Source organism: Pseudomonas sp. GW821-FHT01E05, from assembly GCF_059422425.1.
Genome location: NZ_JBWKWW010000001.1, coordinates 670,308 through 697,196, shown reverse-complemented (window position 1 = coordinate 697,196; position 26,889 = coordinate 670,308). Strand labels below are relative to the sequence as shown.

At 57.6% G+C, this 26,889-nt stretch carries 20 protein-coding genes and 1 tRNA gene; 18 read left to right on the top strand and 3 right to left on the bottom strand.

Going from position 1 to position 26,889, the window contains the following annotated elements; all coding sequences use genetic code 11:
• Positions 1-23 precede the first annotated feature (23 nt).
• The 11 genes from AC07W5_RS03365 (at position 24) to AC07W5_RS03315 (ending at position 14,231) form a co-directional block, all read left to right on the top strand.
• Positions 24-2,837, top strand: a complete 2,814-nt coding sequence (locus tag AC07W5_RS03365; protein ID WP_495022777.1) for an LPS-assembly protein LptD — start codon at positions 24-26, stop codon at positions 2,835-2,837.
• Entirely contained in the window at positions 2,818-4,134 is a 1,317-nt protein-coding gene (gene surA / locus AC07W5_RS03360; RefSeq protein ID WP_495011959.1) for a peptidylprolyl isomerase SurA, read from the top strand. Before AC07W5_RS03365 ends, surA begins: the two co-directional genes overlap by 20 nt.
• A complete protein-coding gene (gene pdxA / locus AC07W5_RS03355; RefSeq protein ID WP_494990557.1) occupies positions 4,131-5,120 on the top strand; it encodes a 4-hydroxythreonine-4-phosphate dehydrogenase PdxA in 990 nt (329 codons plus the stop codon). The genes surA and pdxA overlap by 4 nt, the downstream gene beginning before the upstream one ends.
• Positions 5,117-5,935 (top strand): 16S rRNA (adenine(1518)-N(6)/adenine(1519)-N(6))-dimethyltransferase RsmA, encoded by an 819-nt coding sequence (gene rsmA, locus AC07W5_RS03350; protein ID WP_495011960.1) that lies wholly within the window; start codon positions 5,117-5,119, stop codon positions 5,933-5,935. Before pdxA ends, rsmA begins: the two co-directional genes overlap by 4 nt.
• A 123-nt stretch (positions 5,936-6,058) precedes the next feature.
• Positions 6,059-6,439: a Co2+/Mg2+ efflux facilitator ApaG/CorD gene (apaG, locus tag AC07W5_RS03345; RefSeq protein WP_494990559.1), complete on the top strand. Its 381-nt coding sequence runs from the start codon at positions 6,059-6,061 to the stop codon at positions 6,437-6,439.
• Positions 6,439-7,320, top strand: a complete 882-nt coding sequence (locus tag AC07W5_RS03340; protein WP_494990560.1) for a symmetrical bis(5'-nucleosyl)-tetraphosphatase — start codon at positions 6,439-6,441, stop codon at positions 7,318-7,320. The genes apaG and AC07W5_RS03340 overlap by 1 nt, the downstream gene beginning before the upstream one ends.
• 33 nt (positions 7,321-7,353) lie before the next feature.
• Positions 7,354-7,683, top strand: coding sequence for a thiosulfate sulfurtransferase GlpE (gene glpE, locus AC07W5_RS03335; RefSeq protein WP_494990561.1), 330 nt, complete (start codon positions 7,354-7,356; stop codon positions 7,681-7,683).
• Between the two features lie 297 nt (positions 7,684-7,980).
• Positions 7,981-9,903 carry a PrkA family serine protein kinase gene (locus AC07W5_RS03330; RefSeq protein WP_494990562.1) on the top strand — a complete coding sequence of 641 codons (1,923 nt, stop codon included), beginning with the start codon at positions 7,981-7,983 and terminating at the stop codon, positions 9,901-9,903.
• A 209-nt stretch (positions 9,904-10,112) separates the two neighbouring features.
• Positions 10,113-11,384, top strand: coding sequence for a YeaH/YhbH family protein (locus tag AC07W5_RS03325; RefSeq protein ID WP_494990563.1), 1,272 nt, complete (start codon positions 10,113-10,115; stop codon positions 11,382-11,384).
• Entirely contained in the window at positions 11,381-12,943 is a 1,563-nt protein-coding gene (locus tag AC07W5_RS03320) for a SpoVR family protein (RefSeq protein ID WP_495022776.1), read from the top strand. Before AC07W5_RS03325 ends, AC07W5_RS03320 begins: the two co-directional genes overlap by 4 nt.
• A gap of 64 nt (positions 12,944-13,007) precedes the next feature.
• Entirely contained in the window at positions 13,008-14,231 is a 1,224-nt protein-coding gene (locus AC07W5_RS03315) for a multifunctional CCA addition/repair protein (protein ID WP_494990565.1), read from the top strand.
• Between the two features lie 112 nt (positions 14,232-14,343).
• Here the strand turns inward: AC07W5_RS03315 and folK are convergent, their stop codons facing one another.
• The gene (gene folK / locus AC07W5_RS03310; protein ID WP_494990566.1) at positions 14,344-14,862 is read right to left on the bottom strand and encodes a 2-amino-4-hydroxy-6-hydroxymethyldihydropteridine diphosphokinase; all 519 of its coding nucleotides are present in this window, start codon (positions 14,860-14,862) and stop codon (positions 14,344-14,346) included.
• Positions 14,853-15,206, bottom strand: a complete 354-nt coding sequence (folB, locus tag AC07W5_RS03305) for a dihydroneopterin aldolase (RefSeq protein WP_494990567.1) — start codon at positions 15,204-15,206, stop codon at positions 14,853-14,855. Before folB ends, folK begins: the two co-directional genes overlap by 10 nt.
• Positions 15,207-15,280: 74 nt before the next feature.
• Between folB and plsY the strand changes: the two genes are divergently transcribed.
• Positions 15,281-15,850, top strand: coding sequence for a glycerol-3-phosphate 1-O-acyltransferase PlsY (gene plsY, locus AC07W5_RS03300; RefSeq protein ID WP_494990568.1), 570 nt, complete (start codon positions 15,281-15,283; stop codon positions 15,848-15,850).
• 54 nt (positions 15,851-15,904) lie between these two features.
• Here plsY and tsaD read toward each other — a convergent pair whose 3' ends face one another.
• Complete coding sequence (gene tsaD / locus AC07W5_RS03295) at positions 15,905-16,930, bottom strand: tRNA (adenosine(37)-N6)-threonylcarbamoyltransferase complex transferase subunit TsaD (RefSeq protein ID WP_494990569.1); 1,026 nt, start codon at positions 16,928-16,930, stop codon at positions 15,905-15,907.
• Positions 16,931-17,129: 199 nt separating this feature from the next.
• On the opposite strand from tsaD, the gene rpsU reads away from it, so the two are divergent.
• From rpsU to AC07W5_RS03265, 6 genes are all read left to right on the top strand, one after another.
• Complete coding sequence (rpsU, locus tag AC07W5_RS03290; RefSeq protein ID WP_002551877.1) at positions 17,130-17,345, top strand: 30S ribosomal protein S21; 216 nt, start codon at positions 17,130-17,132, stop codon at positions 17,343-17,345.
• A 486-nt stretch (positions 17,346-17,831) separates the two neighbouring features.
• Positions 17,832-19,793, top strand: coding sequence for a DNA primase (dnaG, locus tag AC07W5_RS03285; protein ID WP_495022775.1), 1,962 nt, complete (start codon positions 17,832-17,834; stop codon positions 19,791-19,793).
• 67 nt (positions 19,794-19,860) lie between these two features.
• The gene (gene rpoD, locus AC07W5_RS03280) at positions 19,861-21,711 is read left to right on the top strand and encodes an RNA polymerase sigma factor RpoD (protein WP_494990571.1); all 1,851 of its coding nucleotides are present in this window, start codon (positions 19,861-19,863) and stop codon (positions 21,709-21,711) included.
• Positions 21,712-21,833: 122 nt separating this feature from the next.
• Positions 21,834-25,577 carry an EAL domain-containing protein gene (locus AC07W5_RS03275; RefSeq protein ID WP_495011963.1) on the top strand — a complete coding sequence of 1,248 codons (3,744 nt, stop codon included), beginning with the start codon at positions 21,834-21,836 and terminating at the stop codon, positions 25,575-25,577.
• Between the two features lie 15 nt (positions 25,578-25,592).
• Positions 25,593-25,669: transfer RNA gene (locus tag AC07W5_RS03270), tRNA-Ile, on the top strand.
• A 281-nt stretch (positions 25,670-25,950) separates the two neighbouring features.
• On the top strand, positions 25,951-26,862 hold the full coding sequence (locus AC07W5_RS03265; protein ID WP_495011964.1) for a sugar ABC transporter substrate-binding protein: 912 nt from the start codon (positions 25,951-25,953) through the stop codon (positions 26,860-26,862).
• The last annotated feature ends 27 nt before the right edge of the window (positions 26,863-26,889 follow it).

Genomic DNA, 26,889 nt, shown 5'->3' with positions numbered 1-26,889 from the left:
CGCAGGAAGCCCGGACTAATAAGATGGCATTGAAATCCCCCGCGTTTCGTAAAAAATTTCCGTTGTTGGTTACCGGCAGTTTGCTGGCCCTGCAACCTTTAGCCACTCAGTACGTGGTCGCCGCGGAACAGTATGACTGCTCAGTGTCTGCTTCGGGTGCCTGGGACTGCGCACCAAAATCCAACGCTGCTCAATTGCCTCCGCGCCCTGTGCATGACGCGAATGCAGTCAGTTCCAACGGCGAGAGCCCGGCAGCCAACAGCGCCAGCAACGAAACCGCTACCAAGACCATGCTCGTCACCGAGGCCAAGGGCCGCGGCCTGCAGTCGCGCAGTGCCGACTACAGCCACCTTGACTGGGTGCCTCGTGAGAAGCTGACTGCTGCGCAATTGGCCGAGACCGGTCCTTATTGCTCTGGTTCCTATATCGAACCGATTCGTCCGGGCATGAATGACACGACGAATAAAAGTGACGCTCCAACGTTTATCGGCGCCAAAGCATCGCGCTATGAGCAAGAGCAACAGGTCGCGACCCTGGCCGGTGACGTGGTCATGCGTCAGGGCAGCATGCAGGCCGAGGCCGACGAAGCCAGCCTGTATCAAGCTGAAAGCCGTGGCGAGCTGAGCGGCAATGTCCGCATTCGCGACAACGGCGCGCTGCTCGTCGGCGATCACGCCGATGTGCAGCTCGATACCGGCGAAGCCAAAGTCGATAACGCTGAGTACGTGATGCACAAGTCGCGCGTGCGCGGCAGTGCGCTGTACGCCAAACGTGCCGAGAACGCCATCATCCGCCTCAAGGATGGTACGTACACCACGTGCGAACCGAACAGCAACGCCTGGCAGCTCAAGGGTAACAACATCACCTTGAACCCGGCGACCGGCTTCGGCACCGCGACCAACGTGACGCTGCGGGTCAAAGACATTCCGGTGTTCTACACCCCGTACATCTACTTCCCGATCGATAACCGTCGCCAGTCCGGCTTCCTGCCACCGACCATTGGCAGCGGTACCAAAACCGGCCTGTTGCTGGTCACCCCGTACTACTTCAACCTGGCACCCAACTACGATGCCACGTTGTATCCGCGCTACATGAGCAAGCGCGGGATGTTGATGGAAGGCGAGTTCCGCTACCTGACCAAGAGCAGTGAAGGTCAGTTTGGTGCTGCTTACTTGAATGACGACGACACTGAACGCAGCAAGCAGACCGGTTACGAAAAAACCCGCTACATGCTCAACTGGCAGCACAAGGGCGGACTTGATTCGCGCACACTGACAGAAGTCGACTACACCAAGATCAGCGATCCGTATTATTTCCAGGATCTGGAAACCGATCAGATTGGTGTCAGAACTGCCGACTACGTGAACCAGCAGGGTGTCGTCACCTACCGCGGCGACGATTACGTCGCGCGAATCAACGCACAGGCCTATCAGCTGGCAACCGTCTCCAACATCACACCGTACAACCGCTTGCCGCAGATCACCTTCAACGGTGCGCTGCCGTACCATCCAGGCGGGCTGAATTTCGCGTACAACACCGAAATCGTACGCTTTGACCGTAATTTGAAAAACGGCGACTTTATCGATGAAAACGGCAATGCCTCGCCACGGCTAGATACAAACGTTGTGGGTCTGGCGCGTGCAAACGGTGACCGCCTCGATCTTGAGCCGGCTGTCAGTCTGCCGCTCAACTGGACTTACGGCTTCCTGAAACCATCGCTCAAGTACAAGTTCACCCAGTACGATCTGAGTCTCGACGGAACAGGCAAGAGCCAGATCGTTGCGCAACAGCAAGCAGCGGCAGCGGCCGGTACCGATAACATCAATGGCGACTTCAACAACAATCAGAACCGCGGCGTGCCTATCGCTAGCATCGACAGCGGTCTGTACTTCGATCGCAACACTCAATGGTTCGGCAAAAACTACCGCCAGACCCTTGAGCCGCGCCTGTTCTATCTCTATGTCCCAGAGAAAGACCAGACCGACATCCCGGTCTTCGACACTGGCGAGTACACGTTCAACTACGCTTCGCTGTTTCGCGACAACCGCTTCTCTGGCTCTGATCGTGTCGGCGACGAGAACAAGCTGTCGCTGGGCGTGACCAACCGCTGGATCGAAGACAATGGCTTTGAGCGCCAACGCATCAGCGTCGGCCAGGCCGTTTACTTCAAGGATCGCGAAGTCCAGTTGCCGGGCATCGATGCAACCACCCGCAACGATGCACACTCCAAGGTTTCGCCTTACGCGCTTGAGTACGAATACCGCTTCAACCGTGACTGGCGCACCACCGCCGACTACAACTGGGACCCGGACAGCCGCAGCCCTCGCTCCGGCAGCGCGATGTTCCATTACCAGCCGGAAGACAACCCGAACAAGGTCATCAACGCCGGTTATCGCTATCGCAATGATCAGGTCCGTTATGACCAGACCACCGGTAAGTGGACAGTGGGTGGTGGCGACTACGGCACTCCAGGCACTCCGGGATTCGTGAAAGACTATTACAAGATCAAGCAGCACGATTTCTCGGTGATCTGGCCGGTCGTGCCGCAATGGAACGCCATCAGCCGCTGGCAGTATGACTACAACCGCAACCGCACTCTGGAAGCCTTCGGTGGTTTCGAGTACGACAACTGCTGCTGGAAACTGCGCCTGATCAACCGTTACTGGGTTTCCTATGACGAGTTCAGTCAAGAAGCCCCGCAAAACGAAAAAGGCGACCATGGCATCTTCCTCCAAATTGTTCTGAAGGGTCTCGGTGGCGTTACTGGCACCAAAGTAGAGAGCTTCCTTAACAAAGGCATTCAAGGTTATCGTGAACGTGAAGACCAAGCTTTCTGATTGTCTGCGCCCGCTGATGCTGGGCGCGCTGTTACTGGGTACCGCAGCGAACGCTGCGGTGCAGTCCATCGATAAAGTGGTGGCCATCGTCGATAACGACGTAGTCATGCAGAGCCAACTGGACCAACGGGTTCATGAAGTTCAACAAACCATCGCCAAGCGCGGTGGCGGCATGCCGCCAACCGGCGTGCTGAACCAGCAGGTGCTCGAACGCCTGATCGTCGAAAACCTGCAACTGCAGATCGGCGAACGTTCCGGCATCCGTATCACTGATGAAGAGCTGAACCAGGCGATCGGCACCATTGCCCAGCGCAACAATATGACCGTGGACCAGTTCCGCGCCGCCCTGACCCACGACGGCCTGTCTTATGAAGACGCTCGTGATCAGGTTCGCCGCGAGATGATCATCAGCCGTGTACGTCAGCGCCGTGTGGCTGAGCGTGTTCAGGTATCAGAGCAGGAAGTGAAGAACTTCCTGGCCTCGGACCTGGGCAAAATGCAGCTGTCCGAAGAGTTCCGTCTGGCCAATATCCTGATTCCTACTCCGGAAAGCGCAAACTCTGAAGCGATTCAGAATGCCGGACGCCAGGCTGCCGATGTCTATAGGCAACTCAAGCAAGGCGCCGATTTCGGTCAGTTGGCAATCGCCAGGTCCGCCAGTGAAACCGCGCTGGAAGGCGGCGAGATGGGCTGGCGTAAAGCCGCGCAACTGCCACCACCGTTTGATCGCATGCTGAGTTCGATGTCTGTCGGCGAAGTGACCGAGCCGATGCGTACTCCAGGCGGCTTCATCATTCTGAAGATCCTGGAAAAGCGTGGCGGCCAGACTCAGGTGCGCGACGAAGTGCACGTGCGCCACATCCTGATCAAACCAAGCGAAATTCGTAGCGAAGAAGAAACCAAGCGTCTTGCCCAGAAACTCTACGACCGGATTGAAGCCGGCGAAGACTTTGCTGAACTGGCGAAAAGATATTCGGAAGACCCGGGCTCCGCGCTTAACGGCGGCGACCTGAACTGGATCGACCCGAACGCCCTGGTGCCCGAGTTCCGCGCAGTGATGGCCAAAACCCAACAGGGCCAACTGTCCAAACCGTTCAAGAGCCCTTACGGCTGGCACGTCCTGGAAGTCCTTGGCCGCCGCGCCACCGACAGCACCACCCAGGCCCGCGAGCAGCAAGCGATGACTGTACTGCGTAACCGCAAATACGACGAAGAGCTGCAAACCTGGTTGCGTCAGATCCGTGACGAAGCCTACGTAGAGATCAAACTCCCTGGCGCTGACCGGGCATCGCAGTGAAACCCAAACGTTTCGCGCTGACACCGGGCGAGCCTGCCGGTATAGGTCCCGACCTGTGCCTGCTGCTCGCCGCGCACCCCCAGCCGCATCCCCTGATTGCCATTACCAGCCGCGACCTGCTCCTTGAGCGGGCCGTGCAGCTGGGTGTGGTTGTCGACCTGCTACCGGTTACCCCGGATAGCTGGCCGGATCAACCCGCCCCAGCTGACAGCCTGTATGTCTGGGACACCCCACTGCAGAGCAAGGTCATCGCCGGTCAGCTGGATAAATCCAATGCATCGTTTGTACTGGAAACCCTGACCCGCGCCGGCCAAGGCTGTCTGGACGGGCACTTTGCCGGAATGATCACCGCACCTGTGCATAAGGGCGTGATCAATGAATCGGGAATCGCTTTCTCCGGCCACACCGAGTTTCTCGCAGACCTGACCCACACCCCTCAAGTGGTGATGATGCTCGCCACACACGGCTTGCGGGTCGCGCTGGTCACCACGCACCTGCCATTGCGGGAGATTGCCGATGCAATCACCCCTGAACGCCTGGAGCGGGTCACGCGGATTCTGCACACCGACCTGCAACAAAAATTCGGCATCGCCCAGCCACGCATCCTCGTCTGCGGACTCAACCCGCATGCCGGCGAAGGCGGACACCTGGGCCACGAAGAAATCGACATCATTGAACCAACCCTGGAGCGTCTGCGCGCTGAAGGCATGGACCTGCGTGGTCCCTTGCCCGCCGACACTCTGTTTACCCCCAAGTATCTGGAGCACTGCGACGCGGTGCTGGCGATGTACCACGACCAGGGCCTGCCCGTGCTGAAATACAAAGGCTTCGGCGCGGCAGTCAACGTGACCCTCGGTTTGCCGATCATCCGCACTTCAGTCGACCACGGCACCGCCCTGGACCTGGCTGGTAGCGGAAAAATCGACACCGGCAGCCTGCAAGTCGCCCTGGAAACCGCCTACCAGATGGCCGAGACCCGTTTATGACCGAGCATTACCAACACCGGGCGCGCAAGCGTTTCGGCCAGAACTTCCTGCACGATGCCGGCGTTATCGACCGCATCCTGCGCTCTATACACGCCAAAGCCGAAGACCGCCTGCTGGAAATCGGCCCGGGTCAGGGTGCGCTCACCGAAGGCCTGCTCAACAGCGGCGCCCAACTGGACGTGGTTGAACTGGACAAGGACCTGATCCCGATCCTCAACCAGCAATTCGCCGGCAAGAGCAATTTCAACCTTCACCAGGGCGATGCACTGAAGTTCGACTTCAGCAGCCTGAATGCCGCCCCCAACAGCCTGCGCGTCGTCGGCAACCTGCCGTACAACATCTCCACGCCGCTGATCTTCCACCTGCTGAACAATTCAAGCCTGATCCGCGACATGCACTTCATGCTGCAAAAGGAAGTGGTCGAGCGTCTGGCGGCAGGTCCCGGCGGTGGCGATTGGGGCCGTCTGTCGATTATGGTTCAGTACCACTGCCGGGTCGAACACCTGTTCAACGTCGGCCCCGGCGCGTTCAACCCGCCACCAAAAGTTGACTCGGCGATCGTCCGCCTGGTGCCGCACGCCGTGCTGCCGCACCCGGCTAAAGACCATCGTTTGCTGGAGCGCGTCGTTCGCGAAGCCTTCAACCAGCGCCGCAAGACCCTGCGCAACACCCTCAAAGCCTTGCTGAGCAATGCTGAAATCGAAGCCGCCGGCGTTGATGGCAGCCTGCGCCCAGAGCAGCTCGATCTGGCGGCCTTTGTCCGTCTGGCCGACAAGCTCAGCGAACAAGTCGCCGAGCAACCTGCCGACATCTGACAGGCCAGAAGCGTTATCGGGTAGGACACCGGCCCTCATGTCTGGTTTACTACCCGATACTTGGCCTAGACTGACCTCAATCAGTTACGCCCCGCGTCCCGCTTTGCTTTTAAGGCCTTTTGCATGTCCGATCCTCGTTATCAGGTCGACGTCAGCGTCGTCACTCGCTATCTGGCAGAACAGTCACAGCCCGAGCAAGACCGCTTTGCCTTCGCCTACACCATTACCGTAAAGAACAATGGCCTGCTACCGGCCAAGTTGCTCTCTCGGCACTGGGTCATTACCGATGGCGACGGGCATGTCGAAGAGGTTCGCGGTGCAGGTGTGGTTGGCCAGCAACCGCTGATCGACGTCGGCCAGAGCCACACCTACAGCAGCGGCACCGTGATGACTACCCGCGTGGGCAACATGCAGGGGACTTATCAGATGCTCGCCGAAGACGGTAAACACTTCGACGCCATCATCGCGCCTTTCCGCCTGGCGGTGCCCGGAGCCCTGCACTGATGGCGACGTACGCCGTCGGCGACCTGCAAGGCTGCCTCGAACCACTGCAATGCCTGCTCAAGCGGGTCGCCTTCGATCCCGCCAAAGATCGCCTCTGGCTGGTGGGTGACCTGGTCAACCGCGGCCCGCAGTCGCTGGAAACCCTGCGTTTTCTCTACAGCATCCGCGAATCGCTGGTTTGCGTTCTCGGCAATCATGACCTGCACTTGCTGGCCGTCTGGCAGGACATCGAGCGCCTGAAGAAAGCCGATACCTTGCGCGAGATTCTCGAAGCGCCGGATCGCAAAGAGCTGCTTGAGTGGTTGCGCCAGCAAAAGCTGATGCACTACGACGAACAGCGCGAAATAGTACTGGTCCACGCCGGCATACCGCCACAATGGACGCTGAAGAAAGCCCTGAAGTGCGCAGCCGAAGTCGAAGAAGCGTTACATGACGACAACCTCTTCGCCCCTTATCTGGATGGCATGTACGGCAACGAACCGGTGAAATGGGACAGCGACCTCAAAGGCACTGCTCGCCTACGGGTGATCACCAACTATTTCACTCGCATGCGCTTCTGCACCAGCGAAGGCAAACTCGATCTCAAAGGCAAGGAAGGCATAGATACAGCCCCGCCAGGTTATGCACCCTGGTTCCAGCACAAGGAACGCAAGACCAAAGGCCTGAAGATCGTCTTCGGTCATTGGGCCGCCCTCGCAGGCCAATGCAATGAGCCAGGCCTCTTCGCCCTCGACACCGGCTGTGTCTGGGGCGGCGCCATGACGCTGCTGAATATCGACACCGGTGAACGCCTGGAGTGCAAGTGCGATGCTCAAGGCCACGTCAAACCGCCTGCCACCGACTCCACCCCCGAACAATTACTGACCACCGAAAAGCGCTGAACCGCGCTTTTAGCCAGGCCACAGGAGCCCGCCATGAGCGAATTCAAACGCATCCCCCCCGAACAAGCCCATGCCCTGCGTGAGCAAGGTGCAGTGGTGGTCGACATCCGCGACCCGCAGACCTATGCCCTGAACCACATTAGCGGCTCACTGCATTTGGACAACCACTCCATCTCCGACTTTATCCGCGCTGCGGACCTGGATGCACCACTGGTCGTAGTCTGCTACCACGGCAACTCCAGTCAAAGCGCGGCCGCGTATTTGATCAGCCAAGGCTTCTCCGACGTCTACAGCCTGGACGGCGGCTTTGAGCTATGGCGCACAATTTACCCCTCGGAAATCGCGCAAGGCGTTTCTGAATAATTTTTTTCTAAAGCTCTAGCCCGCGCCCCCCGTGGGCTTGCGCCCTTGCTGACGAACGGTCGACCAGAACTAATTGCGCATTGCGCCTTGACCTCTCTGATTCCGAACTATCCTTAGGCACAGGCCATCCAAATTAGGGGAGAGCCGGTACACCGGCGTTCGGGTCATCGGTATTAGCTTTCAAGGTCAATAGCTTTGAAAGTGTTCTGGGGGGGTACAAGGCAACTGGATTTCAGTTGCACCAGCACTCGACTGACTGATCCGGCGTCGGCTCCACGTATCGAGCGAGGTGACGTCATGAGCATTTTTAGCCACTTCCAACAACGTTTCGAGTCCACACGCCAGGAAGAACTTACGCTGCAAGAGTATCTAGAGCTCTGCAAAAAGGATCGCAGCGCCTATGCCTCTTCAGCCGAACGCCTGCTACTGGCAATCGGCGAGCCGGAATTGCTGGATACTTCTGCCAACTCGCGGCTGTCTCGAATCTTTTCCAACAAGGTGATCCGCCGCTATCCGGCCTTTGAAGACTTTCATGGCATGGAAGAGTGCATCGATCAGATCGTCTCCTACTTCCGCCACGCCGCTCAGGGCCTGGAAGAGAAGAAGCAGATCCTCTATCTGCTTGGCCCCGTCGGTGGCGGTAAATCGTCCCTGGCCGAGAAGCTGAAACAGCTGATAGAGAAAGTGCCCTTCTACGCAATCAAGGGCTCGCCTGTTTTCGAGTCACCTCTTGGGCTGTTCAACTCCACAGAAGATGGCCAGATCCTCGAAGAAGACTTCGGTATCCCACGGCGCTACCTCAGTACCATCATGTCGCCTTGGGCAACCAAGCGCCTGGCCGAATTTGGCGGTGACATCAGTCAGTTCAGGGTGGTCAAGCTCTACCCATCGATCCTCAATCAGATCGCCGTTGCCAAGACCGAGCCTGGGGATGAAAACAACCAGGACATTTCTGCCTTGGTGGGCAAGGTCGATATCCGCAAACTGGAAGAGTTCCCGCAGAACGACGCAGACGCCTACAGCTACTCTGGAGCTCTGTGCCGGTCCAACCAGGGCCTGATGGAGTTTGTCGAAATGTTCAAGGCACCGATCAAGGTGCTGCACCCATTGCTGACGGCAACTCAGGAAGGCAACTACAACAGTACCGAAGGCTTGGGCGCCATTCCGTTTACCGGCATCTTGCTGGCGCACTCCAACGAATCGGAATGGCACACCTTCCGCAACAACAAGAACAACGAAGCGTTCATCGACCGGATCTACATCGTCAAAGTGCCATATTGCTTGCGCGTCAGCGATGAAGTGAAGATCTACGACAAGTTGCTGTTCAACAGCTCTCTGGCCAAGGCCCATTGCGCGCCCGACACCCTGAAAATGCTTGCGCAATTCACCGTTCTTTCGCGACTCAAGGAGCCGGAGAACTCCAATATCTACTCGAAAATGCGCGTGTATGACGGCGAAAACCTCAAAGACACGGACCCGAAAGCCAAGTCGATTCAGGAGTACCGCGATAACGCAGGGGTCGATGAGGGTATGAATGGGCTCTCGACCCGATTTGCGTTCAAGATCCTGTCCAAGGTCTTTAACTTCGACCCCCACGAGATCGCCGCCAACCCCGTACACCTGCTCTATGTGCTTGAACAACAGATTGAACAGGAGCAATTCCAGGCGGAAACCCGCGAGCGCTACCTGCGCTTCCTCAAGGAGTATCTGGCACCACGTTATATCGAGTTCATCGGCAAGGAGATTCAGACCGCCTACCTCGAGTCCTACAGCGAGTATGGCCAGAACATCTTCGACCGGTACGTGCTCTACGCTGACTTCTGGATTCAGGATCAGGAGTACCGCGATCCGGAAACCGGAGAAATTCTCAACCGCGTAGCCCTGAACGAAGAACTGGAGAAAATCGAGAAACCGGCCGGCATCAGCAATCCCAAGGATTTCCGTAACGAAATCGTCAACTTCGTGTTGCGCGCCCGGGCCAACAACAACGGCAAGAATCCAACCTGGCTCAGCTACGAGAAGCTACGGGTGGTGATCGAGAAGAAAATGTTTTCGAACACCGAGGATCTGCTGCCGGTTATCAGTTTCAACGCCAAGGCCAGCAAAGAGGACCAGCAAAAACACAACGACTTCGTCACACGGATGGTCGAGCGCGGCTACACCGACAAACAGGTACGACTGCTCTCCGAGTGGTACCTGCGGGTCAGAAAATCACAGTAACCCGCTGCCGGTCGCACCGGTTGTCGTTAGCCAGAGGCCTGTGTCAACGATTTCTGTTACACAGGCTTCAGGGAGGTGTTTGAAAGTCGGTAGCGAGGCTCAGACAGAGAACGGGTGGCCCGCACGACGCAGAAATGCGCGTGGCGCCACCCCACTCGACACAGCCCGACCCGCTCTCGGCTTTTCAAGACAGCTTCTAAGGAGCAGTCATGAGCTATGTGATCGACCGACGTCTCAATGGCAAGAACAAGAGCACGGTTAACCGCCAACGGTTTCTGCGGCGTTACCGTGATCACATCAAAAAGGCAGTTGAAGAAGCCGTCAGCCGTCGCTCCATCACCGACATGGAGCATGGCGAACAGATCAGTATTCCCGGCCGCGATATCGACGAGCCGGTGCTTCACCATGGGCGCGGCGGCAAGCAAACGGTGGTTCACCCCGGAAACAAAGAGTTCAGCAGCGGTCAGCATATCCCTCGCCCACCTGGTGGAGGTGGCGGAAAAGGTCCTGGCAAGGCCGGTAATTCCGGCGAAGGCATGGACGAATTTGTCTTCCAGATCACCCAGGAAGAGTTTCTCGAATTCATGTTCGAGGACCTGGAACTGCCCAACCTGGTCAAACGCAACCTGGCCGGAACCGACACGTTTAAAACCGTCCGCGCCGGCATCAGCAATGAAGGCAACCCTTCGCGGATCAATATCATCCGCACGCTGCGCTCGGCCCACGCGAGACGTATTGCGCTGTCCGGCAGCAGTCGGGCAAAACTGCGTGAGGTAAAGGACGAGCTGGAGCGCCTAAGACGCGAAGAGCCAGATAATTTCGGCGATATTCAGGAAATGGAAGCGGAAATCGAGCGTCTTAGCGCCCGCATCAATCGTGTGCCATTTCTCGACACCTTCGACCTCAAGTACAACCTGTTGATCAAACAGCCCAACCCCAGCTCAAAAGCCGTCATGTTTTGTCTGATGGACGTCTCCGGCTCCATGACACAAGCGACCAAGGACATCGCCAAACGCTTCTTTATCCTGCTGTACCTGTTCCTCAAGCGAAATTACGAAAAGATCGACGTGGTGTTCATCCGCCACCACACCAGCGCCCGGGAAGTCGACGAGGAAGAGTTTTTCTATTCCCGCGAAACGGGCGGCACCATCGTTTCCAGCGCCTTGAAGCTGATGCAGGAAATCATGGCCGAACGCTATCCAAGTAATGAATGGAACATCTACGCGGCCCAGGCTTCCGACGGCGACAACTGGAACGATGATTCGCCGATTTGCCGCGACATCCTGATCAACCAGATCATGCCATTCGTGCAGTACTACACTTATGTTGAGATTACCCCGCGCGAACATCAGGCTCTATGGTTCGAATACGAACGGATCGCCGAAGCCTTTGTCGACACTTTCGCCCAGCAACAATTGGTCTCGGCCGGAGATATCTATCCGGTCTTTCGTGAACTCTTCCAGCGCAGGTTAGTGACATGACCGCCAGAGAGCAGAAACGTATCCCTATATCCACCGGCTCAGAATGGACGTTTGAGCTGATTCAGGCCTACGACCGCGAAATCAGTCGTATCGCGAATCGCTACGCGCTCGATACCTATCCCAATCAGATCGAAGTGATTACCGCCGAGCAAATGATGGATGCCTACGCCTCTGTCGGCATGCCACTGGGCTATCACCATTGGTCCTATGGCAAACACTTTCTCAGCACTGAAAAGTCCTACACTCGCGGCCAGATGGGGCTGGCCTACGAAATCGTGATCAACTCAGACCCGTGCATCGCCTACCTGATGGAAGAAAACACCATCTGCATGCAAGCACTGGTGGTTGCCCATGCCTGCTACGGACACAACAGTTTTTTCAAAGGCAATTACCTGTTCCGCACCTGGACCGATGCCAGCTCAATCATCGATTATCTGGTGTTCGCCAAGCAGTACATCATGCAATGCGAAGAACGCCACGGGATCGATGCGGTAGAAGACCTGCTGGACTCCTGCCACGCTCTGATGAACTACGGCGTCGACCGCTACAAACGCCCGTATCCGATCTCGGCGGAGGAAGAACGGCGCCGGCAGAAAGACCGGGAAGAACACCTGCAAAAGCAGATCAACGACCTCTGGCGCACAATTCCCAAAGGGGCGGACAAATTCAGCGACAAGGATAATGCGCGCTTCCCCGCCGAACCTCAGGAAAACATCCTCTATTTCATCGAAAAACACGCGCCATTACTGGAGCCATGGCAGCGGGAAATCGTGCGCATCGTGCGCAAGATAGCGCAGTACTTCTACCCACAACGCCAAACCCAGGTGATGAACGAAGGCTGGGCTACGTTCTGGCATTACACCTTGATGAACGACCTGTATGACGAGGGGCTGGTCACCGACGGGTTCATGATGGAGTTCCTGTCCTCCCATACCAGCGTGGTCTTTCAACCTGGATTCGACAGCCCCTATTACAACGGGATCAACCCCTACACCCTGGGTTTTTCCATGTACCGCGATATCCGGCGGATGTGCGAAGAGCCCACCGAAGAAGACTACCGCTGGTTCCCGGAAATCGCCGGTACCGACTGGCTCTCCAGCATCAAATTCGCCATGAGCAGCTTCAAGGACGAGAGCTTCATCCTGCAGTACTTGTCACCCAAGGTGATCCGCGATCTGAAGCTGTTCAGCATCCTGGATGACGATCAGAAGGAAGACCTGCTGGTTCCGGCGATACACGACGAAGACGGCTATCGGATCATCCGCGAAACCCTGGCGGCGCAATACAACCTGGGCAATCGCGAACCCAACATACAGATCTACAGTATCGACCGGAGGGGAGACCGCTCGCTTACCTTGCGTCACCAGCAGCACGACCGTAAACCGCTGGGAGATTCCACCGACGAAGTGCTCAAGCATCTGCACCGGCTCTGGGGCTTCGATATCCACCTGGAAACCCTGCAAGGCGACCAGGTGATGAAAACCCATCACGTACCGCCGAAAGGCGAGCATAGCGAGGGCGATTACGGCCGACTGGACCTGGCAGTCATCCACCTTTGATTCCCCCAAAACCTCCGTAAGTTCGACGCAAGGGTTATCCTGTCGAGCTAACGGAGGTTTTTTTATGCAGATTTATAAAGTCGGCGGCGCAGTGCGTGATCGCTTGTTGGGCAGGCCTGTCACCGACATCGACTGGGTTGTGGTGGGCGCCACCACGGAAGAAATGCTCGCGAAGGGATATCGCCCGGTAGGCGCCGACTTCCCGGTATTTCTGCATCCGCAGAGCGGTGAGGAATACGCGCTCGCCCGGACCGAACGCAAAAGTGGTCACGGCTATTGCGGCTTCACTTTTCACGCAAGCCCGGAAGTCACGCTTGAAGAAGACCTGATCCGCCGCGACCTGACAATCAACGCCATGGCCGAAGATGACCAAGGCGCCTTGACCGACCCCTATCATGGTCAGCAAGATCTTGATGCCCGCGTACTTCGTCATGTTTCACCCGCATTCGCCGAAGATCCACTCCGGGTCCTGCGGGTAGCCCGCTTTGCCGCACGCTATGCCGAGCTTGGTTTCAGCGTCGCCCCCGAAACCCTCGAACTGATGCGCCAGCTCAGCGAATCAGGCGAGCTTGAAGCACTGACGGCGGAGCGCAGCTGGAAAGAAATTTCCCGCGCCCTGATGGAAAACCAGCCTCAGGTGTTCATTCAAGTGCTGCGCGATTGCGACGCACTTAAAGTATTGCTTCCCGAAGTTGATGCCCTGTTCGGCGTGCCGCAACCAGAAGCTCATCACCCGGAAATCGACAGCGGCGCGCACACCCTGAGCGTCCTCAAACAAGCTGCTCTGTATGCTCAACCACTGACAGTACGCTGGGCGTGCCTGCTACACGACCTTGGAAAAGGGCTGACACCAGAAAGTCAGTGGCCGAAACACATCGCCCATGAACACAAGGGATTGCGCCTGATCAAGGCGGTGAACGAACGCTTCAAAGCGCCAAGGGATTGCCAGGAGCTGGCCTTGCTGGTCGGCGAGTACCACACTCACGGGCATCGCGCCCTTGAACTCAAGCCCTCGACATTACTGGAGCTGCTGCAGAGCTTTGATGTCTATCGTCGACCGCAGCGCTTTGAAGAGTTCATCGCAGCCTGCGAAATGGATGCACGGGGTCGCAACGGCTTCGAGCAGAGAAGTTACCCACAGGCGCAATATTTGAGAGGCGCAGCGAACGCAGCGCGGAACGTGGCGGTTCAGCCGTTATTGGAGCAAGGTTTCAAAGGGCCGGAACTGGGCGAAGCTTTGAAACAAGAACGCCTTAAGGCGCTGAAGAATTACAAAGAGCAGCAATAAGCAAAATCAAAAGATCATCCGAACGCGACCCTAACCTTCGGTAGCCCCTACACGGATCAGCGTAGGAGCTGCTGAGGGCTGTGATCTTGTCGACCCTGCCTTGCACACCCCGTCACAACAGATTCGAAGGCGTTAGCTGCTCACCACGCCACTCAAATGCCACTGGCGCCAAAACCTGATCTATTCGCGCTTCGCTCCACAGTGAAGCAAAGCTCTTGCCGACACCCGGATGCAGTCTGTCGGGCGCGATCAACGACAACGGCCACAGTACAAACGCGTTTTTCAGGATTTCTGCGCGAGGCAGGATCAAACCGTCGAAATTGCCCACCAGATCGCCATAAAGCAGCACATCGATGTCCAGCGGCAAGCCCTTGCGATCCGGTGCATAACGACCGTTGTCCGCCTCGATGAATTTCAGTCGACGATCCAGCTCCACGAGTGGCAGATCGGTGTAGGCCGATACCACCAGATTGAAGAACGGACCGCTCTTGATGCCCACCGGCTGGCTTTCAAACACCGCCGAACAGCGCACATCCACCAGAAAACCGGCTAGAGCATCCAGCCCCGCCTGCAAATGAGGTTCGCGCGCGATATTGCTACCGAGACCTAGAAACACCTGAATTAGCGACATCCGCGCTCGATCTCCACACCCACACCCGCGGCGGCGGCAACTGCGCCTGGCTTGGTCAGCTTGAGGTGCAGCCAAGGGATTTGAAACTCACTCATCAGCACTTGCGCAAGACGCTCGGCAAAGGTTTCCACCAGCTGGAACTGCGCCTCTTCGGCAAACGCCTGAATGCGCGAGGACACACTCGCATAATCCAGCGCCAGAGTCAGGTCATCGCCTGCGGCTGCCGGGCGGTTATCCCAGGCGAAGCTCAGATCAAGACGCAGGCACTGTCGGATACCCCGCTCCCAGTCGTAGGCACCGATCACCGTGTCGACTTCCAGGCCCTCGATAAATACTCTGTCCAAGCACTCTTCTCCGCAGCACGACAAGGGCGCAATGCGCCGTTAGAATCAGGGCGTCCTCGCCCGGAATAGTTAGCATGTTTTGGTTACTGGCAATCCTCGCCTACCTGCTTGGCTCTCTGTCCTTTGCCATTTTGCTCAGCCGCCTGACCGGTAACCCCGATCCGCGAATGAGTGGCTCGGGTAATGCCGGCGCAACCAACATGCTGCGCCTGGCCGGTAAAAAGCTGGCCGTCCTGACCCTGCTCGGTGACCTCTGCAAGGGCCTGCTGCCGGTACTGATCGCCAATCTGGCCGGCTTGCCGCTACAGCAACAGGCCTGGGTCGGATTATGCGCCGTCATCGGCCACTTGCTCCCGCTGTACTTCCGCTTTCGCGGCGGTAAAGGCGTCGCCACTGCCGCCGGGATGCTGCTGGGGCTGTACCCGCCTGCTGCACTCCTGGCCATCACTGCCTGGCTGCTGACCTTCTACCTCACCCGCACCAGCTCGCTGGCCGCCTTGATCGCGACACCGCTGAGCCTGCCGCTGCTCGCCTGGCGTGAGCCTGCCGCCTTGCTGCCCATGAGCGTGCTCACAGTGCTGATCGTCTGGCGTCATCGGGGCAATCTACGCGACCTGCTTGCCGGGCGCGAACGGCATTTTTAAATCCCGATGGTGAAGCGACCCAGGATCATCGGCCGCTCCCAACAGGACACAAGCTTACAAAGGCGACAATTGCTCCATCGGCCAGCGGGCCTGCACGCTGATTGCCAGACTTTCCCGCTGTCCGGCCTGTAAACGCTGACAACCGGCAAATGCGATCATCGCGCCGTTATCCGTGCAGAACTCCGGGCGTGCGTAGTAAACATCGCCCTTCATGTCGCCGAGCATTTTTTCCAGTGAAACCCGCAACGCCGTGTTGGCACTTACGCCACCCGCGATGACCAGGCGCTTGAGACCGGTCTGCTTCAAGGCTCGCTTGCACTTGATGGTCAAAGTCTCCACCACTGCCTGCTGGAAGGCCAGCGAGATGTCGCAACGGGTTTGCTCACCGTCGTCCCCAGCGCTGACAAACTGTTGCCAGGTGTTCAAGGCAAAGGTTTTCAAGCCGCTGAAACTGAAATCCAGACCCGGGCGATCGCACATCGGGCGCGGGAACACGAAACGTCCGGCAACGCCTTGCGCCGCCAATCGAGCGATCTCCGGTCCACCCGGATAATTGAGCCCCATCATCTTCGCCGTTTTGTCGAAAGCCTCACCGGCGGCATCATCGAGCGTCTCGCCCAATAGTGCGTATTGGCCGATCCCGTCGACCCGAACCAGCTGGGTATGCCCTCCAGAAACCAACAAAGCGACGAACGGAAACTCCGGAGGCTGCTCCTCCAGCATCGGCGCCAGCAAATGACCTTCCATGTGATGCACGCCAAGGGCTGGAATACCCCAGGCAAACGCTAGCGCCTGAGCGCATGAGGCGCCGACCAGCAACGCCCCGACAAGCCCGGGCCCCGCGGTGTAGGCGATGGCATCGATCTCGGTCGGCACGCAATCGGCCTCTGCCAAAACCTGACGAATCAAGGGCAGCATGCGCTTGACGTGATCGCGTGAAGCCAGCTCTGGCACCACGCCACCATAGGCACGGTGCAGGTCGATTTGACTGAACAGCGCATCGGCCAGCAGGCCGCGTTCACTGTCGTAAAGTGCGACGCCGGTTTCATCGCAGGAGGTTTCTAATCCCAGTACTAGCATGGGTTTGCGCCTTGTAGAGGCTAAATTCGAAGGCGCGCATAATAGTCGTCACTTCCGGCCCCTACCAGCGGTTTTCGATCAGAGGCTTTGCATTCCTAGCGATGAGGGGTTAACATCCGCAACCCTTAAAAACCGACGTCTTCAAGTGCACTTTTGCCGCGAGGATGTTGACCCCGGTAATGAATGAAGGTAGCTCTGGATGCCAGCCGTCAAAGTTAAAGAGAACGAACCCTTCGACGTAGCTCTGCGTCGTTTCAAGCGCTCCTGCGAAAAAGCCGGTGTTCTGGCTGAAGTTCGTAGCCGCGAATTTTACGAGAAGCCGACTTCTGAGCGTAAACGTAAGGCAGCAGCCGCTGTTAAGCGTCACGCCAAGAAAGTTCAGCGCGAGCAGCGCCGCGCCGTTCGTCTGTACTAATACGCAGACGTTCGTAGCAAGCTTCTGCCAAGCCCGGCCCTCAGCCGGGCTATTGGCATTTGCGGATATCGCTTGATGCTTCACCGTCAAAGCCGCCGATGCGACCGAGACAAATCTGCTTCATCACGTCAGGCCTGGCTTTTTGCCAGCGGTGCACGTCTTTTCTGACGAGCCTTACAAGGCTACCGACGAGCACACCTTATCTGATTCCTCGACAGACGATCAGCCCAAGGCACGCTCTCCTGTGCCCGCTTATGAGCTATCCGAGGCCTGCCATTGGCCGCTGCCGGACTCAGAGCAACACATTCAAGTAGTCGAATACTGATTGGAACTAACGTCAGTGGATTTTCGGCAGATACACTTCCCGACAGCGATCACGCAGACGACATCCGGTCGAGCCGCATACTGTTGCGCCTCGAAACAACGACCAGACATCGACCGCCCTTCGCTTGGGTTTAATTTCCGCGCAGTGATGACGAGCACGCCATGGCCGGGCTAATTCCCCAGAGCTTTATTGACGACCTTCTGAACCGCACCGACATCGTCGACGTGGTCAGCTCGCGCTTGCAAATGAAAAAGGCCGGCAAGAATTACACCGCCTGCTGCCCGTTCCACAAAGAAAAAACCCCCTCCTTCAGCGTCAGCCCCGACAAGCAGTTCTACTACTGCTTCGGCTGCGGCGCTGGTGGCAACGCCCTCGGCTTCATCATGGACCACGATAACCTGGACTTCCCCCAGGCCGTCGAAGAGCTGGCCAAAGCCGCTGGCATGGAAATACCCCGAGAAGAAAGTGGCCGACCACACAAACCCCGGCAACCGACCGACTCACCGCTCTACCCGTTGCTCAGCGCTGCTGCCGATTTCTACCGCCAGGCGCTGAAAAGCCATCCCGCGCGCAAAGCCGCCGTCGATTACCTCAAGGGCCGCGGCCTGACTGGTGAAATTGCCCGGGACTTTGGCCTCGGATTCGCCCCGCCCGGCTGGGACAATCTGTTCAAGCATCTGAGCAGCGACACACTGCAACAGAAAGCCATGATCGATGCCGGCCTGCTGATCGAGAATGCTGAAACCGGCAAGCGCTACGACCGCTTCCGTGATCGCGTCATGTTTCCGATCCGCGACAGTCGCGGACGGATCATCGCTTTCGGCGGTCGAGTACTGGGCGACGACAAACCCAAGTACCTGAACTCACCGGAAACTCCGGTATTCCATAAAGGCCAGGAACTCTACGGCCTGTTCGAGGCGCGCAAGAACAATCGCAACCTCGATGAAATCATCGTCGTCGAAGGCTACATGGATGTCATCGCTCTCGCCCAACAAGGCTTGCGCAATGCCGTCGCCACGCTAGGCACCGCCACCAGCGAAGAACACCTGAAACGACTGTTTCGCGTTGTCCCCAGCGTATTGTTCTGTTTTGACGGCGATCAGGCGGGACGCAATGCCGCCTGGCGCGCGCTTGAAGCTGCCTTGCCGAGCCTGCAGGACGGACGGCGTGCGCGCTTTCTGTTCCTGCCTGAAGGTGAAGACCCGGACACTCTGGTCCGCTCCGAAGGCACTGACGCCTTCCGGGCGCGCATCAACCAGCACGCACAGCCTTTGGCCGATTATTTTTTTCAGCAGTTGACCGAAGAATCCGATCCGCGCTCCCTGGAAGGCAAGGCCCATATGGCCACCCTCGCAGCGCCGCTGATCGACAAGGTTCCCGGCGCCAACCTGCGCACGTTAATGCGTCAGCGACTCACTGAAATCACCGGACTCAACAGCGAGGCGGTCAGCCAATTGGTGCACAGCGCACCACAGGAAGCTCCGCCCGCCTACGACCCTGGCATTGACTATGACGCCATGCCTGATTACGCCGATTACCACCAACCTCAAGAGGCATATACACCTCAACAGGAGTGGACGCCGAAAAAATCAGGGACTGGCGGCAAGAAATGGGAAAACAAACCCTGGGACAAAAAGGGCAAGCGTCAGGACGATCGCGACCAGCCTCGCGGCCCACGTACCCCGGCAGCCGTGGAGCCGCCAACGCTGGCAGCACTGCGCACGCTGCTTCATCACCCGCAACTGGCCGAAAAAGTTGAAGACGCCGGGCACTTTGCTGCCGAGGACCACACTAATACACAACTGTTGGTAGCACTGCTCGAAGCCGTACAAAAGAATCCTAAGCTAAACTCATTTCAACTGATTGCGCGTTGGCATGGCACCGAACAGGGGCGCCTGCTCAAAGCGCTGGCAGAAAAGGAATGGCTGATTGAGGGCGATAACCTTGAACAACAGTTTTTCGACACCATTACTAGGCTATCTGCACGTCAACGCGAACGAAACCTGGAACAACTTATCAAAAAAGCGAACCAATCTGGGCTAAGTCCAGAAGAAGCAAACCAGATGCGCGACCTGCTCCGTCAAAAGGTTTCCGCATCAAACCCGACCTCAACTGGCGCGTGAGGTCATAGCTCAGGTATAATCCTCGGCTTGTTTTTTGCCCGCCAAGACCTTCAGTGGATAGGGTGTTATGTCCGGAAAAGCGCAACAGCAGTCTCGTATCAAAGAGTTGATCACCCTGGGTCGTGAGCAGAAGTATCTGACTTACGCAGAGGTCAACGACCACCTGCCGGAGGATATTTCAGATCCGGAACAGGTGGAAGACATCATCCGCATGATTAATGACATGGGGATTCCCGTACACGAGAGTGCTCCGGATGCGGACGCCCTTATGCTGGCCGACGCCGATACCGACGAGGCAGCCGCTGAAGAAGCGGCCGCAGCGTTGGCAGCGGTTGAGACCGACATTGGCCGCACCACTGACCCCGTGCGCATGTATATGCGTGAAATGGGTACAGTTGAGCTCCTCACACGGGAAGGCGAAATCGAAATCGCCAAACGTATCGAAGAGGGCATCCGTGAAGTGATGGGCGCAATCGCGCACTTCCCTGGCACGGTTGACCACATACTCTCCGAGTACACTCGCGTCACCACCGAAGGTGGCCGCCTGTCCGACGTTCTGAGCGGTTATATCGACCCGGACGACGGCATTGCGCCGCCTGCCGCCGAAGTTCCGCCGCCTGTCGATTCGAAAACCGTGAAAGCGGATGACGATTCCGACGACGACGACGCCGAAGCCAGCGCTGATGACGAAGAAGAAGCCGAAAGCGGTCCGGATCCGATCATCGCTGCACAGCGTTTCGGCGCAGTGTCCGATCAGATGGAAGTCACTCGCAAGGCGCTGAAGAAGCACGGTCGCGACAACAAGCTGGCAATCGCCGAAATGTTGCTCCTGGCTGAGCTGTTCATGCCGATCAAACTGGTTCCGAAGCAATTCGAAGGCCTGGTTGAGCGTGTGCGTAGTGCTCTCGATCGTCTGCGTCAGCAAGAGCGCGCGATCATGCAGCTCTGCGTTCGTGATGCACGCATGCCGCGTGCCGACTTCCTGCGCCAGTTCCCGGGCAACGAAGTTGACGAAAGCTGGACCGACGCACTGGCCAAAGGCAAAAGCAAATACGCTGAAGCCATTGGTCGCTTTCAAGCCGATATCGTTCGTTGCCAGCAGAAGCTGACTGCGCTCGAGGTAGAAACCGGTTTGAAGATTGCCGAGATCAAGGACATCAACCGTCGCATGTCGATCGGTGAGGCCAAGGCCCGCCGCGCGAAGAAAGAGATGGTTGAAGCGAACTTGCGTCTGGTGATCTCCATCGCCAAGAAGTACACCAACCGTGGCCTGCAATTCCTCGATCTGATCCAGGAAGGCAACATCGGCTTGATGAAAGCGGTGGACAAGTTCGAATACCGTCGCGGCTACAAGTTCTCGACTTATGCCACCTGGTGGATCCGTCAGGCGATCACTCGCTCGATCGCCGACCAGGCCCGCACCATCCGTATTCCGGTGCACATGATCGAGACGATCAACAAACTCAACCGTATTTCCCGGCAGATGCTGCAGGAAATGGGTCGCGAGCCGACTCCGGAAGAGCTGGGCGAACGCATGGAAATGCCTGAGGACAAAATCCGCAAGGTATTGAAGATCGCTAAAGAGCCGATCTCCATGGAAACCCCGATCGGTGATGACGAAGACTCCCACCTGGGTGACTTTATCGAAGACTCGACCATGCAGTCGCCAATCGATGTCGCCACTGTTGAGAGCCTTAAAGAAGCGACTCGCGAAGTACTGTCCGGCCTCACTGCCCGTGAAGCCAAGGTTCTGCGCATGCGCTTCGGCATCGACATGAATACCGACCACACCCTTGAGGAAGTCGGTAAACAGTTCGACGTTACCCGCGAGCGGATTCGTCAGATTGAAGCCAAGGCGTTGCGCAAGCTGCGCCACCCGACGAGAAGCGAGCATTTGCGCTCCTTCCTCGACGAGTGATCAAAAAACCCCCAGCCCTGCTGGGGGTTTTGCTTTCAACAGATTAAATCCCCCGCACTTCACTCCCGCCAAAATGCCCGTCTACACTCGAAACAATCCCCCCGAGCCATAACGAGACCGTTATGCCCAGAATGCTGGCCGTGCTTTTGCTGTCACTGCTTGCCTGGACCTCAACGGCCGGCGCGTTGACGCTCACCGACGAAGAACGTAGCTGGCTTACGACCCACCCGGAACTGCGTCTGGGTGTCGATGCGTCCTGGCCACCTTTCGAGTATCGCGATGAAGAGGGCCGCTACCAGGGGCTGGCGGCGGACTACATCAAGCTGATCAAGGAACGCTTGGGCATCAAAGTCATCCCCATTGAGCCAGTCAGCTGGACCGAGGTGCTGGAACAGGCCAAACAAGGCAAGCTGGACCTCTTGCCAGGGATCATGTCGACGCCTGAGCGCCAGCGCTACCTGTCCTTCACCCGCCCCTATCTGGACTTTCCGATCGTGATTCTTGCTCACGAACGTGGGGCACAACCACAAAAAATCGAAGATCTGTACGGCCTGAAAATTGCCGTGGTGGAGAACTACGCCCCTCATGAACTATTGCGCGCACACCATCCAGACCTGAATCTGGTCGCTTTGCCAAATGTCAGTTCAGCGTTGGAGGCGCTCGCTACCGATCAGGTGGATGCGGTCGTGGGCGATCTCGCCTCCAGTATCTGGAGTCTGCGGCAGCTCAAACTCGATGGGCTCTACGTCAGCGGCGAAACGCCTTATCGCTATCAATTGGCGATGGCCGTACCACAAGGCAATAAGATTCTGATCGGCATCCTCGATAAAGTAATGGCGGATATGAGCCCTGCAGAAATCAACGCCATTCAGGAACATTGGGTGGGGAACGTCCTCGACCACCGCACTTTCTGGTCCGACCTTTTGCTCTACGGCCTGCCCGGCGTCCTTCTGCTGTTCACCGTGTTGGCGGTAGTGATCCGCATCAATCACCGACTCAGCTCGGAGATCTCCCGCCGGGTTGCGCTGGAACAAGAGCTGCGCAGCAGCGAATACCATTACCGCGGGCTGGTAGAGAGCCTTTCAGCGATTGCCTGGGAAGCCCGTATCAGCGACTTCACTTATAGCTATGTATCACCCCATGCCGAAGACTTGCTCGGCTATCCCCTGTATCAATGGCTGATTCCAGGCTTTTGGCGCAACATCATTCATCCCGCCGACCTGACTCGAGCCCAGGCCTTTTGCGACCATGAGGTATTGCTTGGCCGTGATCACAGCCTCGACTACCGCGTCATCACCGCCGACGGCCGCTGCCTGTGGGTTCGCGATATCGTCAGCCTGATTGAACATGGCCATGAACCGGTTCTGCGCGGCTTGATGATCGATATCAGTGAAACCAAGAGAACCGAAGAGGCCTTGCGTCTGTCCGAGCAGAAGTTCGCGTCGGTATTTCAGCAATGTCCGGACATTCTGGTGATCGCACGGCTGTCCGACGGCTGTTTGCTGGAGGTCAATGAAGCCTTTGAGGAGCAGATAGGCCTGAGTGCCGAGGAAGTCATCGGCCAATCCGCCACCGACCTGAATATCTGGGGGATAGAGGGCGTCGGCCCCGTTCTCTTGCAGCGTTTGCAGGGCGGTAGTCTTCGCAATCTGGAGATGCCATTCAGACGTAACAATGGGCAGGTGTTCACCGGTTTGATCTCCGCCGAACCGTTCGAACTCGACACTACCCCCGCACTGGTGGTGGTGGTGCGCGACATCAGTCAACTCAAAGAAACCCAGCAACAACTGCAAACCTCCGAAGAGAAATTCGCCAAAGCCTTCCATGCATCGCCCGACGGCCTGCTGCTGAGCCGCCAGCGCGATGGCCGGTTGATTGAAGTCAATGAGGGTTTCAGTCGCATTACCGGCTTCAATAGTGCGACGTCCCTGGACCGTTCCACACTGGAACTGGGTATCTGGGTGAACCTGAACGAACGCAAACAGTTGCTGGAGATGCTGCAACGAGACGGCTTTGTACGCGACTTCAGCTGCCACATCCGCCGAAACGACGGGCAGATCCGTTTATGCGAGCTTTCCAGTCGCCCACTGCCTATTGCCGGCGAGGACTGCATGCTGACGATTGCCCGAGACATCACCGATCGCCACCTGATGCAGGAAAAACTGCAACAAGCCGCCACGGTGTTCGAGAGCACCGCCGAAGGGGTTTTGATCACCGATACGCAACAACACATCAGCGCGGTCAACCGGGCCTTCACGCAAATCACCGGCTACAGCGAAACCGAAGCCCTGGGCCATACCCCCAGGCTACTTGCCTCAGGCTTGCACGACAGCGCCTTCTATGCGGCCATGTGGCATCAACTGACCGCCGAAGGTCATTGGCAGGGGGAGATTTCCAACCGACGCAAAAATGGTGAGCTGTATCCAAGCTGGCTGACCATCAGCGCCGTGCGCAACCGGGACAGACTCATCACCCATTTCGTTGCGGTGTTCGCGGACATATCCAGTTTGAAGCACGCCCAGGCGCGTCTCGACTACCAGGCCCACCATGACCCGCTGACCGGTCTACCCAACCGCACCTTGTTCGAAAGTCGCTTGCTGACGGCGCTGAACGGCCAGCAAGAGCACGGCGGCCAGGGCGCCGTGCTGTTCCTCGACCTGGACCGTTTCAAGCATATCAATGACAGCCTTGGTCACCCGGTCGGCGACCTGCTGCTCAAAGGCATTGCCGTGCGCTTGAAAGAGCAATTGCGCGACATCGACACCGTGGCCCGACTAGGGGGCGATGAGTTCATCATCCTGCTTCCCGGCCTGCAGCAAGCCAGTGACGCTGAACACATCGCCACCAAGCTGCTCAATTGCTTTGCTGCGCCCTTCCAGGCCGGCGAGCACGAGTTTTTCATCAGTGCCAGCATTGGTACCAGCCTCTACCCCAAGGACGGCTGTGACGTCGCCACACTGGTCAAGAATGCCGACGCAGCCATGTACCGATCCAAAGCCAAGGGCCGCAACCGGGTTGAAAGCTACACTCGTGACCTCACCGCCCAGGCCAGTGAACGCATAGCGCTGGAACATGAACTGCGCCGCGCCATCGAGCGCAATGAGCTATGTCTCTATTACCAGCCAAAAATCAGCCTGAAGGACCGGTGTGTAGTGGGTGCCGAAGCCTTGATTCGCTGGCGTCACCCAAACTTCGGCGACGTACCGCCCGAGCACTTCATCCCTTTGGCCGAAGAAAACGGCATGATCCTGCAAATTGGCGATTGGGTACTGGAGCAGGCCTGTCAGCAGATGTTCGCGTGGAATAGGGACTACGACGGCTTCGGCCCGCTATCGGTCAACCTGGCCGGCGCTCAACTGCGTCAACCGAACCTGCTCAGCCGGATCGAACAGCTGCTTAAAGATAACCGCCTTAAACCCGGTTTCCTGCAACTGGAAATCACCGAAAGCTTCATCATGAGCCAGGCCGAAGAAGCGCTTGAAGTCCTGCATCAACTCAAACGACTGGGCGTGCAACTGGCTATCGACGACTTTGGAACTGGCTACTCCTCCCTGAGCTACCTCAAGCGCCTGCCGCTGGACTTCCTGAAAATTGACCAATCCTTCGTCCGCGGCCTGCCTGACGACCCCCATGATGCGGCCATCGTCCGCGCCATCATCGCGTTGGGTCGCAGCATGCAATTCACCATCATCGCCGAGGGTGTCGAGTCTCTGGCGCAGCAGGAATTCCTCGCCGCCGAGGGCTGCGAACAGATCCAGGGCTACATCGTCAGCGTTCCCCTCCCTGCCGACGAATTCGCCACAAGCTTTCTTCATATAAACGTTTCGGATTTTTCGGATAGCACAGCCGAGAAACCATCGCTATAATCCGCGGCCTACCAAGGGCCTATAGCTCAGTTGGTTAGAGCAGGGGACTCATAATCCCTTGGTCGCAGGTTCGAGTCCTGCTGGGCCCACCAAACAAAAAAGCCGCGCACTGCGCGGCTTTTGCGTTTCTGCGATTCAGCGTTTACTCAGGCAACGCATAAGCAATCACATCATGCCGACCGGGACTTGCCGCAGTCCAATTGCTGCAAGAAATCTCATGGACGGTTCCGAGATCAGCCGCAGGCACGCTCCTCACTAAAAACATAAAATTCCAGCCCGTATTGATCTGGAATATTTATTTAAATAGTGTGAGACCCATAACTCCTGAGCGCAGCTTTTCTGCACCACCCGACAATAAAAAGGATCAAACGACATGATGCGTTTTCTCGGCTGTGTATGCGCACTGCTGCTGTCCGTTTCTGCCCAGGCCGAGTTACGCATCGGAGTCACCGTGGGTCAGTACGACAATTACATTTCCTATCTGGTGCAGGCCATGCAGGACCGCGCCAAACAGGTGCCGGGCGGTGCCAGGTTGCAAATTGAAGATTCCGGCAGTGATGTGGTGCGCCAACTGAGTCAGGTCGAGAGCTTTATCAGCCAGAAGGTCGACGCGATCATCGTCAACCCCGCCGATACCTCGGCCACCAGGAAGATCAGCGAGAAAGTCATCGCTGCCGGCATCCCGCTGGTATACATGAATAGCCGTCCTGAAGTGGAAACCTTGCCGGCCGGCGTAGTTTTCGTCGGCACCGACGAGCACGCCATCGGTCGCATGCAAATGCAATACCTCGCCGAGAAGATGGGCGGCAAAGGCAACCTCGCGGTGATACTCGGGCGCCTCGCCCACAGCGATACCGGCAAGCGCACCAGCGGGGTCAAGGAGGTACTGGCCAAGTACCCGCAGATCAACATCGTCGAAGAACAATCCGGCGATTGGCAGCGCGAGAAAGGCATGGACCTGATGAACGAATGGCTGACCAAAGGCCAGACCATCAATGCCGTGGCCGCCAACAATGACGAGATGGGCATCGGCGCGGCCATGGCCCTGCGTCAGGCCGGGCGCGATGACATTCTGGTGGGTGGCATCGACGGTACGCCTGATGGTTTGCAGGCGCTGAAAAAAGGCCAACTCGCTGTCAGTGTGTTCCGCGACCCGGTGGCGATTGGCGCAGGCTCCCTCGACGCGGCCGTGAAGCTGATCAACCACGAAGCCCTGCAAGGTGATGTGTGGATCGCTACGCAACTGGTCACACCACAAAACTACGCACAATTGCAGCGCAAGTAAGCGATTCGCTCCTGTGAGCATCGGTGC

Excerpts from the sequence above, each read along its gene's own strand:
- apaG (WP_494990559.1), top strand. The coding sequence starts at position 6,059 with ATGTCCGATCCTCGTTATCAGGTCGACGTCAGCGTCGTCACTCGCTAT.
- AC07W5_RS03275 (WP_495011963.1), top strand. The coding sequence starts at position 21,834 with ATGCCCAGAATGCTGGCCGTGCTTTTGCTGTCACTGCTTGCCTGGACC.
- dnaG (WP_495022775.1), top strand. The coding sequence starts at position 17,832 with ATGGCCGGGCTAATTCCCCAGAGCTTTATTGACGACCTTCTGAACCGC.
- folK (WP_494990566.1), bottom strand. The coding sequence starts at position 14,862 with ATGTCGCTAATTCAGGTGTTTCTAGGTCTCGGTAGCAATATCGCGCGC.
- AC07W5_RS03330 (WP_494990562.1), top strand. The coding sequence starts at position 7,981 with ATGAGCATTTTTAGCCACTTCCAACAACGTTTCGAGTCCACACGCCAG.
- plsY (WP_494990568.1), top strand. The coding sequence starts at position 15,281 with ATGTTTTGGTTACTGGCAATCCTCGCCTACCTGCTTGGCTCTCTGTCC.
- rpoD (WP_494990571.1), top strand. The coding sequence starts at position 19,861 with ATGTCCGGAAAAGCGCAACAGCAGTCTCGTATCAAAGAGTTGATCACC.
- AC07W5_RS03315 (WP_494990565.1), top strand. The coding sequence starts at position 13,008 with ATGCAGATTTATAAAGTCGGCGGCGCAGTGCGTGATCGCTTGTTGGGC.
- AC07W5_RS03340 (WP_494990560.1), top strand. The coding sequence starts at position 6,439 with ATGGCGACGTACGCCGTCGGCGACCTGCAAGGCTGCCTCGAACCACTG.
- tsaD (WP_494990569.1), bottom strand. The coding sequence starts at position 16,930 with ATGCTAGTACTGGGATTAGAAACCTCCTGCGATGAAACCGGCGTCGCA.
- AC07W5_RS03320 (WP_495022776.1), top strand. The coding sequence starts at position 11,381 with ATGACCGCCAGAGAGCAGAAACGTATCCCTATATCCACCGGCTCAGAA.
- rpsU (WP_002551877.1), top strand. The coding sequence starts at position 17,130 with ATGCCAGCCGTCAAAGTTAAAGAGAACGAACCCTTCGACGTAGCTCTG.
- AC07W5_RS03325 (WP_494990563.1), top strand. The coding sequence starts at position 10,113 with ATGAGCTATGTGATCGACCGACGTCTCAATGGCAAGAACAAGAGCACG.
- AC07W5_RS03265 (WP_495011964.1), top strand. The coding sequence starts at position 25,951 with ATGATGCGTTTTCTCGGCTGTGTATGCGCACTGCTGCTGTCCGTTTCT.
- AC07W5_RS03365 (WP_495022777.1), top strand. The coding sequence starts at position 24 with ATGGCATTGAAATCCCCCGCGTTTCGTAAAAAATTTCCGTTGTTGGTT.
- rsmA (WP_495011960.1), top strand. The coding sequence starts at position 5,117 with ATGACCGAGCATTACCAACACCGGGCGCGCAAGCGTTTCGGCCAGAAC.
- glpE (WP_494990561.1), top strand. The coding sequence starts at position 7,354 with ATGAGCGAATTCAAACGCATCCCCCCCGAACAAGCCCATGCCCTGCGT.